The sequence below is a fragment of the Psychrobacter sp. NPDC078501 genome (assembly GCF_044900935.1).
Taxonomy (GTDB): domain Bacteria; phylum Pseudomonadota; class Gammaproteobacteria; order Pseudomonadales; family Moraxellaceae; genus Psychrobacter.
Map to the genome: position 1 here is coordinate 39,971 of NZ_JBJDOS010000010.1, position 17,469 is coordinate 57,439.

Annotated in this window: 11 protein-coding genes; 1 reads left to right on the top strand and 10 read right to left on the bottom strand. The window is 43.5% G+C overall.

Going from position 1 to position 17,469, the window contains the following annotated elements:
- Positions 1-23 precede the first annotated feature (23 nt).
- The 9 genes from gltB to pilM form a co-directional block, all read right to left on the bottom strand.
- Positions 24-4,487, bottom strand: a complete 4,464-nt coding sequence (gene gltB, locus ACI2IW_RS12570) for a glutamate synthase large subunit (RefSeq protein WP_404693845.1) — start codon at positions 4,485-4,487, stop codon at positions 24-26.
- An 864-nt stretch (positions 4,488-5,351) separates the two neighbouring features.
- Positions 5,352-6,443 carry a hypothetical protein gene (locus ACI2IW_RS12575; RefSeq protein ID WP_404693846.1) on the bottom strand — a complete coding sequence of 364 codons (1,092 nt, stop codon included), beginning with the start codon at positions 6,441-6,443 and terminating at the stop codon, positions 5,352-5,354.
- 130 nt (positions 6,444-6,573) lie between these two features.
- On the bottom strand, positions 6,574-7,680 hold the full coding sequence (gene aroB, locus ACI2IW_RS12580; protein ID WP_404693847.1) for a 3-dehydroquinate synthase: 1,107 nt from the start codon (positions 7,678-7,680) through the stop codon (positions 6,574-6,576).
- Positions 7,681-7,757: 77 nt separating this feature from the next.
- The gene (gene aroK, locus ACI2IW_RS12585; protein ID WP_404693848.1) at positions 7,758-8,318 is read right to left on the bottom strand and encodes a shikimate kinase AroK; all 561 of its coding nucleotides are present in this window, start codon (positions 8,316-8,318) and stop codon (positions 7,758-7,760) included.
- A 204-nt stretch (positions 8,319-8,522) separates the two neighbouring features.
- Entirely contained in the window at positions 8,523-10,874 is a 2,352-nt protein-coding gene (gene pilQ, locus ACI2IW_RS12590) for a type IV pilus secretin PilQ (protein WP_404693849.1), read from the bottom strand.
- A 27-nt stretch (positions 10,875-10,901) separates the two neighbouring features.
- Complete coding sequence (locus ACI2IW_RS12595) at positions 10,902-11,435, bottom strand: pilus assembly protein PilP (protein ID WP_404693850.1); 534 nt, start codon at positions 11,433-11,435, stop codon at positions 10,902-10,904.
- Positions 11,435-12,154, bottom strand: coding sequence for a type 4a pilus biogenesis protein PilO (locus ACI2IW_RS12600; RefSeq protein ID WP_404693851.1), 720 nt, complete (start codon positions 12,152-12,154; stop codon positions 11,435-11,437). Before ACI2IW_RS12600 ends, ACI2IW_RS12595 begins: the two co-directional genes overlap by 1 nt.
- Positions 12,151-12,804, bottom strand: coding sequence for a PilN domain-containing protein (locus ACI2IW_RS12605; RefSeq protein ID WP_404693852.1), 654 nt, complete (start codon positions 12,802-12,804; stop codon positions 12,151-12,153). The genes ACI2IW_RS12600 and ACI2IW_RS12605 overlap by 4 nt, the downstream gene beginning before the upstream one ends.
- Positions 12,804-13,859: a type IV pilus assembly protein PilM gene (gene pilM / locus ACI2IW_RS12610; RefSeq protein WP_101204296.1), complete on the bottom strand. Its 1,056-nt coding sequence runs from the start codon at positions 13,857-13,859 to the stop codon at positions 12,804-12,806. Before pilM ends, ACI2IW_RS12605 begins: the two co-directional genes overlap by 1 nt.
- Before the next feature lie 193 nt (positions 13,860-14,052).
- On the opposite strand from pilM, the gene ACI2IW_RS12615 reads away from it, so the two are divergent.
- Positions 14,053-16,689: a penicillin-binding protein 1A gene (locus ACI2IW_RS12615; protein ID WP_404693853.1), complete on the top strand. Its 2,637-nt coding sequence runs from the start codon at positions 14,053-14,055 to the stop codon at positions 16,687-16,689.
- A 160-nt stretch (positions 16,690-16,849) separates the two neighbouring features.
- Here the strand turns inward: ACI2IW_RS12615 and ACI2IW_RS12620 are convergent, their stop codons facing one another.
- The gene (locus ACI2IW_RS12620; RefSeq protein WP_404693854.1) at positions 16,850-17,374 is read right to left on the bottom strand and encodes a DUF6586 family protein; all 525 of its coding nucleotides are present in this window, start codon (positions 17,372-17,374) and stop codon (positions 16,850-16,852) included.
- Positions 17,375-17,469: the final 95 nt, after the last annotated feature.

Below are 17,469 nucleotides of genomic sequence, written 5' to 3' on the forward strand. Positions count from 1 at the left end.
TACGATAGGCAGTTACGTATCGGCTATTGTGGGTCGGCCATGGTAGTTTTAAGAAGGCTTGCAATGTTCGCCGCTTTTGGCTTCACCAAATAGAACTTACGAACATAGTGCTCAAAGTCGTTCAGAATTGTCTGACCCCATGCACTGCCTGTTTTATCTACATGAGCTTCAATCACTTGTTGCAAATGAATGCGATGCTCTTCTGTTTGCTCGCTTGAAATACGGTTTAGATCGATTAGCTCATGGTTGCAACGGTCAAAGAAGTCGCCTTCCATATCGAGTACATACGCAAAACCACCCGTCATACCAGCACCGAAGTTGAGTCCAGTACGGCCAAGAATCGTGACGATACCGCCCGTCATATATTCACAGCAATGGTCGCCTGTGCCTTCGATGACTGCATGTGCACCAGAGTTACGAACGCCAAAACGCTCACCTGCTGTACCAGCAGCATATAGCTTACCGCCAGTTGCACCATAGAGACAGGTATTACCAATGATGGCCGTTTCTTGTGCTACAAAGTTTGAGTCTTTCGGCGGATAAATCACAATTTCACCGCCTGCCATACCTTTACCCACATAGTCATTGGCGTCGCCTTCAAGCTCTATATTTAGGCCACCAGCATTCCATACACCCAGACTTTGTCCTGCCGTACCAGTTAGACGAAGCTTAATTGGCATATCGCTCATGCCAAGGTTGCCCCAGACTTGCGCAATCTCACCAGAAATACGAGCACCGATAGAACGGTCACAGTTACCAACGAAATAGCTATAGTCGCCGCCTGCCCCTTTACGAATATTCACAAGCATATCGCTAATCATCTGCTCAGCAAGCAAGCCTTTATCAAACGGCTCGTTACGCTCAACCTGACAAGTTTGGGCTTTGCCTACGCTGGCTGGGTGACTAAATAGCAATGGCGTTAAATCAAGATGACGCTGCTTGTCCGTATTACCTTCTAAGATATCGAGCAAGTCAGTACGACCGACCAGCTCTTCCATACTACGAACACCTAGCGCTGCCAACCACTCACGCGTTTCGGTTGCGACAAACTTAAAGAAGTTAATCAACATTTCTGCTTCGCCAATGAAATGCTCATCACGCAGCTTGGCTTTTTGAGTAGCAACACCTGTCGGGCAATTATTTAAATGACAGATACGAAGGTACTTACAACCAACTGCAATCATCGGCGTGGTACCAAAGCCAAAGCTCTCTGCACCCAAGATAGCAGCTTTTACTACATCCAGTCCTGTTTTTAGACCACCGTCAGTCTGGACACGTACCTTATCACGTAACCCATTCACTCGTAGAGACTGGTGAGTCTCAGCCAAACCTAGCTCCCATGGTGAGCCTGCATGATGGATAGACGATAGCGGAGACGCTGCTGTACCACCATCATAGCCCGAGATAGTAATCAGATCGGCATAGGCTTTTGCCACGCCTGTCGCGATCGTACCAACACCTGGACGTGAGACCAACTTAACCGATACCAGTGCATCTGGATTGACTTGTTTTAAATCAAAAATCAGCTGTGCCAAATCTTCGATAGAATAAATATCATGATGCGGCGGCGGTGAAATCAAGGTCACACCTGGCACCGAATAACGCAAACGTGCAATCAGCGCATTGACTTTACCACCAGGTAGCTGCCCACCTTCACCAGGCTTGGCACCTTGAGCTACTTTAATCTGCATGACTTCAGCGGAGCGAAGATAGGCAGGCGTTACCCCAAAACGACCAGAGGCAACTTGCTTGATTTTTGAGTTGCGCAATGTGCCGTAACGCGCAGGATCTTCACCGCCTTCACCAGAGTTTGAGCGACCACCGATGGTATTCATAGCCATCGCAATTGACTCATGCGCTTCAGGAGATAGTGCGCCTAATGACATGCCAGCTGAGTCAAAACGCGTCAAGATTTCAGAGATATCTTCCACTTCATTGACATCGATACTGTTGTCGGTTTTCAGTTGCAATAAATCACGTAAAGTCGCGACCGGACGGCTATTAACTAGATCAGCATAATTACGGTAATTATCGTAATCACCTGTACGTACCGCGGTATGCAAGCTGTTAATCACATCAGGGTTAAAGGCATGGTACTCTTTGTTGAAGACAAATTTGAGCAGACCGCCCTGATCTAGAGGGGCACGACGCTTAAACGCATTGGCAGCCAGTTGCGCTTGATCAGCGGCAAGGTCTGCAAAGGTAGCGCCTTTGATACGGCTTTGTACGCCTTTAAAGCATAAATTGACGACTTCTTCTGATAGGCCAACCGCTTCAAACAACTGCGCACCGCGATAAGAAACAATGGTAGAGATACCCATTTTTGATAAGATTTTTAGCAAACCTTTATCCAAGCCTTTGCGGAAATTAACACGGGCTTGAATCGGATCACCGAGTAGCTCACCAGTCGCGACCAAATCATCAATGACATCATATGCTAGATATGGATAGACACAAGTTGCACCAAAGCCGATCAATACCGCTATTTGATGCGAGTCACGGGCCAGACCTGTTTCAATGATTAAGTTAGCATCGGTACGGATACCTTGCGCGATTAGATAATGATGCACAGCACCAGTAACCATAATGGCGTTGGCCGGTACTTTGTCTGCATCGATATCTTTATCAGATAAGACAATCAATGTATTACCTGAGCGAATGTTATCTGCCACTTGCTCACAAATAGCGACGATAGCATCAGATAACTCTATAGTACGGTCATAGTTCAGATCAATACGAGCCATCTTGAACGCTGAATCATCCAAGGTTTCAAGCTGCTGCATCTTGCTGGCTGACAATACTGGCGATGACAAAATAATACGATGAGCGTCTCTCGCAGATGGCGCAAATACGTTAGTCTCAGCGCCTAGACAAGTCTGCAACGACATCACGATTGATTCACGTAATGGATCGATTGGCGGATTAGTCACCTGTGCAAACTGCTGACGGAAAAAGTCACCGACATGGCGAATTTGCTGCGAGAGTACAGCCATTGGTGTATCGTCACCCATTGAGCCGACTGGTTCTTGACCATTTTCAGCATTAGGGCGAATGATTTCTGTGCGCTCTTCATTGGTGATGTGATACATTTTTTGTAGCGCTTTGAGCTTATCACCGCGGCACGCTTGCGTTGCCAATGTCTCTTCTAGACGCTCATCATCACGAACACGCGTCGCTTCTTCACGCAACCATTTGCGATATGGATGCGCCGTTTTTAGTAAAGTTGCAATAGCCGTCGTATCTAAAATTTGACCAGTCAACGTATCAATGACTAGCATTTGACCAGGTCCAACGCGACCTTTTGCCAGTACGTCTTGCGGCTCGTAATCCCAAACGCCCACTTCTGATGCAACAGTGATATAGCCGTTCTTAGTGGTTACCCAACGTGACGGGCGCAAACCGTTTCTATCGAGCATACAGACCGCATAGCGTCCATCTTGAATGACTAGCCCTGCTGGACCGTCCCACGCTTCCATATGCTGTGAGTAAAACTCATAAAACGCACGTAGATCCATATCCATGCTATCAACATTCTGCCACGCTGGCGGTACCAAGATAGACATTGCATGGAACAGATTCATACCACCAGACATAAGCACTTCGAGCATGTTATCTAAGCTAGATGAATCTGAGCCGGTACTATTTACAAGTGGTGTCAGCTCATTCAAGTTAGGCAGCTTGTCTGATTTTAGCTTTGGCGTACGAGCTTTAGACCAGTTGCGGTTACCTGTAATGGTATTTAACTCACCATTGTGCGCAAGATAACGGAATGGCTGTGCCAGTGGCCAGCGCGGCAAGGTATTGGTTGAGAAACGCTGATGGAATACTACGATATGTGACGCCAAACGCTCATCTTGCAAATCCAAGAAAAACGCTGGCAAGTCTGAAGGCATTACCAAGCCTTTATAAATAATGGTCTGACAACTCAATGAGCAAACATAGAATAGCTCATCATCCGTCAAACGCTGCTCTGCTTTTTTGCGTGCAACAAACAGCTTACGGTTGAAGTCATCAGCAGCTAGATCATCTGGCGCATTAACGAACACTTGCTTAAAGTCTGGCAATGTCTCACGACCAATCTCACCAACAATACTCAAGTCAAGTGGTACATCACGCCAGCCAGCCACTTCTAATCCTTGGGCGGTAATCTCATCACTTAATACTTGTTGGCTATGCGTGGCTTTATCGCTATCTAAATTAACGAACACCATACCGACAGCAAAGTTGTCCGTAATGGCAAATTGCTGCTCGTCAGCAATCTGTTTAAAGAAATCGGTAGGCGTCGCTAATAGTAAGCCACAACCATCACCAGTTCTACCGTCAGCAGCAACACCGCCGCGATGTGTCATACAACTTAAACTATGAATGGCAGTTTTTACCAAATCATGGCTCGCTTCACCCTCAATATGGGCAATTAGGCCAAAACCGCAATTATCAGAAAAATCATCTGGCGTGGCCAGGTGTGTTTGTGAGGAAATCATTGACATAGCTTGTCCTTTTAAGTAGACGGGCAACTTACATTTCCAATGCGGAGTATAAGTTGGTACCCGTAAGCAGAACGGGCTGATAGTGGATATTCGTGTGTTCGAATTGGCAAATAGTGCAATGCTCGATAGACATCATACTCTAAGAGAAAGTAAAACCCTTGACCCTCCTGGTCATTAGCTGATGTCTTGACATGTGGTCCGTGTATCAAAAGATAGTAAGTAGCAGCCCTTGGCAACGGGAAAATCTACGCCCTTAAATGCCAGTTACTCAATCAGTGATATCTAATGCCATTCATTTAAGCATCATTTGTTATGTTGTCATGTCTAGCATTTAAAGCTAAGCATACAATAACTTAATAACGGTGCACTTGTTTATCTTGAATATCTGACGCTCTGTATTCAAGCACTTTGTTTACCCTAAAAAGAGTGACAATAAGAGAGGTTGCGTCACTTACGATAACCTTATTATAGACAGTAAGTAACCGCGCTTGAGACAATAATATTTAGTAAAGAACTCTAAAAACTAAGAAAAAACCACTAAATAGTTGTTAAATAGACATTTTTTACGATAACTATACAGAACGTCGCCCACAGTTATATTAGTTAATGATTGTCGAAAAATCTAGTCTTTTCTATCGATTCATCAGCCATAAATTGTAAGAGGACTTATTACTATTGGTTATGAGACAAATAAAACTGCTATTAAAATTTTAATGCAAATCATATAAATGACAGTTAGCAAAAGGCTTTGATAATACTCAGCAGTAGTAGCTTGCCGTTTATTATGACGATAAAACTATTTTGTATAGTGCTAAAAAAACCCACTGACCAAATAGCTAGTGGGTTTAATTAATCAGACAAAAACTAATTACTCTTGTCTTCTATTAGCGCTTTTATACTGTCGCTATTATTTTTGGGAGGATTAGCGTTAGCGCTTTTGCCATTAGCATTTGAATTGTTGTTTGTGCTACTAGGGGGCTTAGGCGTTGGCACGACTGGTGGCTTCTTACTAGTAGAATTCTCCGCCGGTGCCGCAGGCTTTTTATTTTCTGATGCCGCGGGCTTACTTGCGTTGTTTTCGTCTTTTGGCGATGCTTCAGATATTGTCTGCGTCTCACCACCAACCGTACGCTCTTCGCTAACAGATAGTGTGGCAGAAGTATCTACCGACTGACGAATACTCTCTTGAGTGCTGCTACTATTAGCACTTTCTTGGTTACCTCGATTACTGTTAGCACTAGCTGCTTGAGCAGCAGCATCATCAGCTTCTTCTTGCAAACGAGCAGGCACTTCGCGCTTAGTAGGTTTTAAATCCACGGCACGTGTACGTTTCGTACTCAAATCTTTTACTGGATCAGGACGCTCATAATTATCAATAATACTGACATACCGATTAATCTCTTCTGGCAATACACGTACATTCGTAGGTAACTTAAAGTCTATTAACTTTGCTGCTCCTACCGCTTCTTGCGGACTGCTCATAATCCCATAAGTCAGCATATAACGGACTTGTTTTTCATCATCAAGATAACGGAAATAAGCAAATTTATCGCGATCTTGACGGCCTTCTAGGTAACTAACAATCACATCATTTTCAGCGACATTCATTACTTGAACAGTCCACTTGCCTTTATTAGCTAGCAGATAACGCTTGTCTTTAAATTCATCGGGATAATCGCGCAAATCTCGAATCGTTGCATCAAAGTTAATCGGTTGTACATCCGTATCTAGCTCATGTAGCGATTCGACTTTTAGTGGTTGCTCAAACTCTTCATTCAAAATCTCTGGCGCTGATATCGGTGCATTCTCAATTTTGGCACCCATGGCTGGCGTTTGACTAAACATCCATACTAACGCTGTGACCACCCCTAAAAGTAGGGTCACTATTAGCCAAATCAGTGCTTGACGACTGTATGATTGGCTAGCAGTACGCGTTTTTGTTTTTGATGTTGCCATGAGGCGGTCCTTGGTAAACACATGTTTTACAGCATGATATAAATGCTTATTTAAACAGAGGTACAGCTAACCAGTCGGCTATAAGTACGAGATTTTAGTATAAATATATAAACGATAAGTTCTTGAGACGTTACGCGCTATGTTTTGACAAAACTTCATGCAATAGCTGGCCGTCAAACTCATTAGTCATTACCGCATCGCCAATTGATTTTAACAAAATTAGGCGGATTTGTCCGTGTTTCACTTTTTTATCGTGGCCCATTAAATCTAAAGCAGTGTATACATCGATAGCTGGCGGAGTAATAGGTAAGTTTGCCAATTCTAAAACACGCTTAATACGTATGACTTCATCATCAGTTAACCAGCCAATTTTTTGCGATAGCTCGGCTGCTTGTACCATGCCAACCGCTACTGCTTCGCCATGTAACCAATTACCATAGCCTTCATGTGTTTCAATCACATGACCAAAAGTATGACCAAAGTTCAATAGCGCGCGCACACCGGACTCTCTTTCGTCTTGTGCCACTACATCGGCTTTGTACTGACAGCAGCGCTTTACAGCTTCACCAAGTACTGCCAAGTCAAGCGCCATCATTGCAGGCAAGTTTGTCTCAAGCCACGTTAAAAAGGCCTCATCCATGATAAGGGCATATTTGATAATCTCAGCCACTCCAGCCGATAGCTCACGCGCAGGCAGTGTCTTAAGCGTACTCATATCGGCAAGCACCATTTGCGGCTGCCAAAAAGCACCAATCATATTTTTACCTTGCGGATGATTGATACCCGTTTTACCACCAACACTAGAATCCACTTGTGACAATAGCGTCGTTGGAATTTGGATAAAGTTTACACCACGCATAAAACTAGCAGCAGCAAAGCCAGTCATATCTCCGACTACACCGCCGCCAAGGGCAATAAGTGTCACATCGCGATTGAAGTGTTCTGTCATTAGCGCATCATAAATCTGATCAATACTTGCCTGGTTTTTGTATTGTTCACCATCTGGCAGTACGCACACCTTTACCCTAAACTGCTCTGCTAGCTCATCTTCTAATGCTTTTAAGTATAAAGGTGCCACAGTGTCATTAGTAACAATCAAAACCTGACGGCCACTGATATAAGGCGTGATCTGCTTCGCCATACTACTATGGTCAGTCGTAGATTGTTCAGTAATGACAATAGGATAATCATGACTTTGCGTACGAACTATTAAGCCATCATGAAACGGCATTACCATGTGATACTCCTAAAGCATTTCTAATGAGGTAAAAGTAATTGAGTCTGCATATCAATATCGTAGTTGCCAGTCTATTACTAGTCTTCTTGATGCGCTGATGCGTCGGTAATGCAGTCGACGAATGATTCTAGCTGCTGCATCAATTGATTGACCATGTGGCGTGGATACGTGTGACCAGTAGGCATAATAATATGGGCGACTTGGCGATAGAGTGGATCGCGAGCACTGTATAACTCTTGCAGTATTTTTCTAGGATTAGGCTGCTGCAATAATGGTCGAGACTTGTCTTTAGAGGTACGTGCCAGCTGCACCTCGACAGGTGCATTAAGATAAACCACGATGCCACGCTGTTTTAGAAACTCTCTGTTTTCAGCACACATGACTGCACCGCCACCGGTGGCTAATACGATTTGAGAGTTTTGAGTCAATTCATCAATGGCACGCGTTTCACGCTCACGGAAACCTGCCTCGCCTTCTTTGGCAAATATCCAAGCAATGTCGGCACCCGTCTGCGATTCAATATACCAATCGCTGTCTACAAAAGTGCGACCTAACTGCTTGGCAAGCAGTTTTCCGATTGTCGTCTTCCCTGCTCCCATCGGACCCACTAAAAACACCGACGGTAATTCCTGCCCCATAATACTTACTCAGCTAAATTAGGTATGATACAACGTCATTGTTATTCTGGCTAGTAATGAGCCGTGATTATTGTGAGTAAAATTTAGAGCGCATCATTCATCGGTACATACATAGATATTGCAACGCTAAAACCCCTAATCTCACGCATAAAAAAAGCAAGCACTATAGCTTGCTTTTCTAGCAATCAGTTAACCACTTTATGACTAATTCAGACGGCTCGTACCATCATTAATAAGCTTTGGAGTAACGAAAATCAGTAGCTCTTCTTTATTGTTGCTACGTACATCACGACGGAAGGCACGACCGATATAAGGCAAGTCTCCTAGGAAAGGCACCTTATCTACACCGTTATTGGTACGGTTTTTGAAGACGCCGCCTAATACCACTGTCTGACCATCTTCAATAATAACATTGGTTGATATAGAATCCTCAGAGATAGCAACCTGATTATTAATGATTGTCGGCGTGCCATTGGTAATGACCAATTGCAAACCAATTTTACCATCAGGTGTGATGTTTGGTGTCGCTTCCAGACTTAATGCAGCCTCTCTAAAGCTGGTTGTCGTCGCGCCACTGGCTGATGCTTCTTGATACGGAATCTGAGTACCAGAAGAGACTTTTGCAGTTTGCTTATCCGCCGTCAAAATCTTTGGTGTAGAAATAACTTCACCACGGTTGTCCGCCTGTAGTGCTGACAACTCAAGATCGAGCATCACATCAGACATACTGAGCAAACCAAAGGCGATACTACCCGCAGGATTAGAAACACCTAAATCAACGTTTAAGTTATCAGGGCGAGTAATGTCATAAGAAGGATAAGAAACTGTTTGACCATTTACCGTCGTCGTCTCTACATCAAAATCTTTTAAATCCCATAAGGTCTGATCGCTACCGCCAACCAATAAGCTGCGGTTGTTAGCCGCACCATTTGACAAGATACCCCAGCGAACACCAATTTCTTTACTGAAGCTATCAGTTGCACTGACGATACGTGCTTCGATCATGACTTGGCGAACAGGTATATCAATTTTGCTAATTAATTTATGGATGTTTTCGATACTGTCAGCCACGTCTTTGATAATCAAAGTATTGGTACGTTCATCAACCGTTACCGTCCCACGATTGGATAACAACGTATTATTATCCTCACGATTTGCGAGGCCACTACTATTACCGGTCGCGCCGCTACCTTGCGAAATAAGCGTTAAGACATCTTGTGCTTTTGCATAGCTTAAACGAATGTACTCAGTACGCAAAGGTGCGTAAGATTGAACAGCTTGCTGCGCTTCTAATTCACGTGCTTCTTGCTCAGCGAGCTCAGTAGAAGGCGCAACCAAAATCACATTACCATTCTCACGCTTGCCTAGATTTTTACTCTTAAGTATGATGTCGAGGGCTTGATCCCAAGGAACATTAATCAAACGCAAAGTGATGTTACCAGCAACGGAATCACTTGCCACGATATTCATCTCAGTAAACTGCGCCAAAATATCTAAGACACTACGAACCTCAACATCTTGGAATTCCATAGATAGCGGTTCCCCACTATAGACTCTTTCTTCCAACGTCGGCTCACGTAACAGCTCAGGCTTTCTAATACCAATATTTAACTGGTTACCTGATTGGTAAGCCTGATACTCATAATCGTCATTCATGTTAATGGTAACGACGCCATTTTGTCCTTGGTTTTTGGTATCAATACTACCAACAAGACCACTATTAATATTCAATCGGCGCAATAAATTTCTCGGAACCGTACTACCAGTCAAACGTACGACAAGCTTATTACCTTGGCGCTGCACATCTACTGGAATAGCTTCGTTGGCAAGTACCATACTGACATTACCGCCACCATCACTGCCTGCTGAAAAATTGACTGCACTTAGTCCATCATAGCTATACTGTTTGCTTACCTGTGAAGCAGCGAGTTGCGGATTTAATAGTGGGTTTACTCTCACTACCATCGTATCAGCTGGCACTTCATTTTTTACTACTGCCTTGCTCGTAGTACGTACAGGTGCTACTGGTACAGTAGAGGTCTCAACAATAGGCGTAACGACTGTGGTCGTTGTCATACTATTATTGTTATTAAGCACATCTTGAATTGGGTCGCTGGTAATGACAGGACGATTAGGGTCAGTGATGGTCAGCAATAAATCATTGCCTTCAATCGCTGTTGTATAATTTCCTGATTCTTTTAAACCAACAATGAGGCGCGTGGTACTGTCACTACTTAGCGTAGTAACGTCATTAATCGCACCGATATTATATTCATTAAAGCGACTAGCAAGCCCATTCTGTACTTGTTCGAAATCTAGGACTAAGCGACTAGGATTATCAAGCTGATAGGCTGCAGGCAATACTGGCAATCCTGTAAAGCCCAAACGCATTTGCGTCACTGCAGGTGCGGTCTGTACTACAGAGACATTATCGATGCGCTGTGCAGCATGAGCACTATTAGTCACAGCCACCATACTGACTGCCAGTGCTGAAATGGCAAAAGCAGAAGACATGCGGTTGCTCATCATCATTACCTTGTTATTGCGTACTGTCATTATTTATTCCTCAAAAAATCTGCCGACTTAGCTTATAGGGGATACCAGCGACTGGGGTTTTTCCACAAACCCTGCGCGGCTATCTGGCACAATTTCAATCAAGTTAACCTGGGTCGGCGTGATTTCAACAATACGGCCGTCATTCAATCCAAGATAATCGCCTACTTTAACACTCGCAACCGAACCATCAGGACGTTGTATCAATGCATATCGCTGACCTTCGGGCGAAATCACCACACCTCGGAAGACCAATTGCGACAGTTCATACTGCTCAAGCGGTTCTTTGATTCTGTTGATATCTGGTCGTACACCATCTATAGGAGTGGTCGGGCCTTGCACATTGACTAAACTCGGTGGTAAAAATGGACTACGCTGCGAGCTAGCGCTATATACAAAATCTTCTACCAGTTCGGCTTTAGGCGGCGGCTCAATAGGCTGTGCAGGCTGGTTGCGGATATCGGTCATTGCCTGCTCTGCCATACCTATACGGTCACTACACCCTGTCATAGATAAAACAGTGACACTTAAAACCAATAGCATGGGCATTTTTTGAATACTCATTAGTTGCCTCCTGCATTTGCATCAGTAGCAGCGGCTGCATCACCTTCAGGAGCCGCTTCTTTAGAGCGATAAGTCTTAGTTTGCAATACTAAATTGAGCTCTGGCAAAACATCCAATGTAGGCTGTGGATTGCTGACTTCAAAATCATGCATCGTAATAATTCGAGGCAGCGCGGCCAGACCACTGATAAAGCTACCAAACTGATGGTATTCACCCAAAGCTGCAATACGTATTGGCTGCTCAATAAAGAATTCATTTTCAATTTCAGGCTCTACTGAAATATCCTGAAAACGGATATTGCTACCAACGCCTGTCATGTTTATGCCTTCCACCAATTCTGACACACGCGTATCTTTCGGCAACTGATCCAATAAAGTATTAAATTCAGTTTCCATTTGAATAACTTGCGCTTGATACGCTTTTAAATGACGTGCGCGAGATTCTTTTTCACGGTAACTATCAAGCAAGGTCTGCTGCTGGCTTTCAGCCGCATTGATCTCATCGATTTTGCTACTAATGGGTAATGCCCATGACAATGCTGCGATAAAGGTAATGATAAGTCCAATCACTGTCACCTTTACAGGTAATGGCCAGCTGCCATAGTTTTCTGAATCTAGCGACTCAAAACTACGGCGAAACTCATTTAAATCAAATTGCTTTTTTGGTTTTAAAGCAGATTTTTTGGTTTTAGAGAGGCTCTTTTTGCGGATAAGCTTCATAACGCACCTCCTAGACCAGTATCGGTATCAGCAGCAGTCGGAGTTTCAGATTGTACTCTAGTCGTTACTACAAACTGTACGTAGCTGTCTTCAGGATAAACGGGGCGCGCCTGCTCACCAGTATTAACCGTATTATTGAGGACTGGAGCAGCCTCATAAGCGCTAATATTCTGTTGAATGTTACTTACTGCTGAGTTGCCCATCCATTTACTGTTATCAAGGTTACGAATCAGGCTGGACACAATATTTGGATTGTCCGCTAAGCCTGTCAAAGTTAGCGTATCACCTTCACGTTTGAGGTTATTTAGATAAAGTGCTGGTGGAATAGCTTTAGCGAGATCATCCCATAAACGTACAGGCACAGGACGTCGTCCCTGCAAATCTTGAATGACTTGCATGCGTGAAATAATGTCTTCACGGCGCTGCTCTAAACTGTCAATCTCGGTCAATGCGGTGTCTAAGCGAGTGTTTTCTTGTTCGATCAATGCGTTGGCATCAAGCTGCTCATCAAGTTCATTATTGAAATAACTCCATGAAGCAAAAGCTGCTAATAGAGTCAGTAACGTCACCGCCACTACTAGAGTCATAAACTCTTTGTTACGACGTTCACGCTCTTCTTGTCGCCAAGGTAAAAGGTTAATACGAGCCATTAGTCAAAGCTCCTTAACGCAAGACCGCATGCAGCCATTAAGCTTGGCGCATCAACCGCCAGTTGCTCATTGTCAATATTTGGTGCAATAGTCATATTGGTAAAAGGGTTGGCAACACTGACAGTTACACCCAGCTTTTGTTGTGCCATACCAGCGAGACCTGCTATAGAACTGCTGCCCCCTGCAAGCACCACATGATCGATACTGCTATATTGACTTGATGAGAAATAAAACTGTAAAGAGCGAGTGATCTGTTGAATGGTATTTTCTATAAAAGGGGTCAGTACTTCAGGATAGTAATCATCAGGTAAGGTACGTTCGCGTTTACTTAGTGTCGCTTCTTCTGCTGACAGACCATAGCGGTTTTGTATTGCCTCGGTCAGCTGAGCACCGCCAAATAACTGCTCACGACTATAAATAAACTCGCCATTCTTGGCAATATATAATGTGGTCTGATTATGGCCGATATCTACCAATGCTACTAGTTCGGGTACATTTGGCAGACTGTCTACCATCAATCCAAACGCACGCTCGATTGCATGAGATTCGATATCCATGACTTTCGTTTGTAGGCCACCAAAGGCTAGAGCATCGACACGCTGGTCGACGTTTTCTGAACGAGAAGCAGCAAGCAATACCTGAACCATATCTTCACTAACCAAAGACGGTCCTAATACTTCAAAATCTAGATTGACGTCTTCTAATGGATAAGGCACATACTGGTCAGCATCCAAACGTATTTGCGCCTCACGCTCTACATCGCTGAGTGTCATATCCATATCAATGATTTTAGTAATCACTGCGGAGCCAGAAACCGCTGTCGCAGCATTGCTACCCGCGACTTGGCAGCGTCTTGCCAAGCTCGTTATAATATTACCGGCAGCTTCTGTATCTACTAGAATCTTATCAACCACGATACCTTCCGGTAGTCTTTCAATACCATAAGATTTTAGGTGGAACATGCCTTGCTGACGCTGTATGTCAACCAACTTTACTGAAGTGGCACAAATATCCACGCCAATCAAATGTCGACTTTTGGAAGTAAATAGCCTCACTAGCTCTATACCTTATATTAAGTGTACAATCTGGTAGTTATTTGTAATAATTCAATACAATACTTTACTTAATTGATAGATTCAAGCATTTAAAAATATATTAAGGCCAACTTACACATTTATTATGACCTGCCTATTTTGTTCAATGTATAATAATATTGTCTGCTACAAATTCTAACTAATAAGTCTTATTATGGCCAAAACAAATGCTACCGCTCGTCTCATTCGCTTTTTGGTGGGACTCTTTATCGCTTGCCTAGCATTGGCAGTTGTTCTAGCACTTGCTGTACCTATTGGTTTTTATGGGATGGCTATGTATCTATCGCCGACCCTACCTAGTACGCAAGAAATTAAAACAGCTAAACTAGAAATGCCATTACAGATTTATAGTAGTGATGATAAATTAATTGGCCAATACGGCAATCGTTTATCTTTACCAGTTAGTTTTGATGAGATTCCTGAAGATTTAACTCATGCCTTTTTGGCAGCCGAAGATGCTTCTTTCTTTCAGCATAGCGGAATTAGCATTAAAGGTCTTGGTCGAGCTGTCACCGAAGCAGTCACTGATGACGATGGTCAAACCGGTGGCTCTACCATTACGATGCAGGTCGCTAAAAACTATTTCTTAAGTCCAGAACGTACTTTAAACCGCAAACTAACAGAGTTGTTTTTGGCGCGTAAGATCGAAGACGAACTGAGTAAAAATGATATTTTGACGCTATATGTCAATAAAATCTATCTGGGCGAAGGTGCCTACGGCATTCGTGCTGCGGCCAAAAAATACTATAGTAAGTCATTAGACAACCTAACCATTGCTGAAATGGCGATGTTAGCAGGCCTACCGAAAGCCCCTTCTAAATATAACCCTGTTGCCAATCCTAGCCGTGCATTGACTCGCCGTAACTGGATCGTTGGACGCATGCATGAGCTTGGCTATATTACTAAAGCTCAGTATGATGAAGCGGTCAACTCCCCTATAGGTATCAACCTATATAAAGAAAAGCTCGATGTAAACATGCCTTATCTGGCAGAAATGACGCGCGCTTCTTTGGTCGAACGTTACGGCGATCAAGTCATGCACGGTGGCTGGCGCGTACGTCTCACAGTAGATAGTAAAGCGCAAACAGATGCAGAAGCAGCAGTAGTAACAGGATTGATTGCCTACGAGCATCGCCATGGTTGGCGCGGGGCTGAAGCAAATGATGAGCCTCTCGAAAACTTCCGACGCTACAGCAATATGTCTCCTGCCAAAGTGACTAAAGTCAATTCTCGTAGTTTTAATGCAGTCTTACAATCTGGTGAAGAAATGACTGTTAATTGGTCTGGTATGAAATGGGCACGCAAATATATTTCTGCTGACCGTATTGGTTATTATCCTAGTAATGCCAGTCAAGTTGTTAAGAAAAACGATATCGTTCGTGTGATACCTACTTCAAATGGCAACTGGCAATTAGGTCAAATACCTAAAATCCAAGGCAGCTTGGTTTCGTTGAATCCAGAGACTGGTGCTGTAAATGCATTGGTTGGTGGCTTTGATTTTAACCACAGTAAATTCAACCGCGCTCTACAAGGCTGGCGTCAACCTGGCTCAACCATTAAACCACTTGTTTATACCGCTGCTTTAGAGAAAGGTTATCGCCCAGATACCATAGTGTCTGATAAAGCTATCCAAGTAGGTGACTGGAAACCCAAAAACTCTGATGAACGTTTCTTAGGTGATATCACTTTACGTCGTGGTTTATATTTATCCCGTAACCTCGTATCTATTCGTTTATTACAAGCTATCGGTATTTCAAGTACGCGCAACCTGTTAGATGAATTCGGTCTGGATAAAGAAAAGCTACCAACAACCTTGTCATTAGCACTTGGAGCAGGGCAAGCCACACCGTTACAAATGGCCACGGCTTACTCAACTTTCGCGAATGGTGGTCATCGTGTCCAACCTTACTTTATTGAACAAATTTACAATTATAAAAACGAGCTGTTGTTTCAGGCAAATCCACGTCAAGCATGTGCACTATGCTTTAACGAAAAACTTGAAAAGGTTAATAGCAGCTTAGTTGAAGAGTATGAGAAGTCAATTGAAGCGCTTGATGATAGTACTAATGAAATAACTACCGATAATTCATCATTAGAAGGTAATGATGATAGCGAAACAACAGACAAAGAGCTTGATTTAACGGTATATAACGCAGGTCCACAATCAGACCGTCTAAAAGCGCCAGCCGTACAATATGTAAGGGCCAAACAAGCACCGCGCATACTGCAACCGAGAGTCGCTTTTGAGATGGCAGATATACTACGCGATGTAGTCCAACGCGGTACAGCGGTAAGAGCAAAAGCATTAGGACGTGATGATATCGGTGGCAAAACTGGTACCACCAATCAAGCCAAAGATGCGTGGTTTGCAGGGTTCCACCCTACCAATGCGACAGTAGTATGGATGGGATTCGATCAACCATCTACTATGGGCCGCCGTGAATATGGTGGTGTGGCAGCGCTGCCAGTCTGGATGGACTTTATGAAAGCCCAGCTCAAAGACACACCAAGCCAATGGGTATCTATCAATAACCGCTCAAAATCCAGAAAACAACAGCAAAGCATCATAGAGATGACTGATGATGGCATCCTAGTTAACGATGACGCTAATAAATCAGCCAAGCCAGTTAAGACTCAAACTCAGCAGCGTAAGCCTTCGGCTCCAGAGCCTACTGAAGATACCCGTACTCCACCATCAACGAAACCAAGCAGCAATCGTAGTGATGACAGCGTACCAGAAAATCCATTGACAGTGACGCCCGTTGAAAGTATGCCTCCGATGCCAGAGTAACAAACAAGACAATTTTTAGTTAATAAGAAAAAGGCTTATTCAATAATGATTGAATAAGCCTTTTTTATACGCTGTAGACTATGATCCACCTTACTTAATCATCCTTTCAAGTGGTTCAATAAATAGCGATCAAAGAATAAATTTTCTAGTTTACTTCCTATTAGAACTCGACCATGCCTGCACGCAGTTGTTCAATCAGCTCTAAAAGCTGATTGCGCCATTCTCGTATTGTGGTCTCATCAGGCAGCCATTGATTGGATAAGGTGACAACATTGACAATCAAGTCTGGCGACGCTGAATGACTGCTTGGCGCTTCATCGACGATAGTATCTGGCGGTACTGCATAAAGACAACGCTGATAAGCACGTTCTATATTGGCGATAAAACCTTGCTGCTGTAATTGCTGCAGACGCTGAATCTCAGGAGACACTTGTGTACGCTCGCTCAGTGCTTGTTCAATATCGAGCAAAGTTGGCGCCGTCATATTCAAGCTATAGAAATGACTGAGCTCCTGAATAAATGCTAATAAAGCACCATGCAAGTGAAAAATAGCGGTCTCACAATGTGCTTGGTATAACTGTTTATCATTGGTACTTCCTGCAGATTGGCAAGATAAACGACAGAAATATAACTTTTGATTGGTTCGATCTGCTTGATATTTGGCGACGCGAGTTTTACCTGCCATTTGCTAATTATCCTTCTATAAGTAGTGAATTAGAGCATATTTCCAGTGTACTATTTTTTTAGATGATAGCACCATGTCTTTCTCAGTTTTTTATA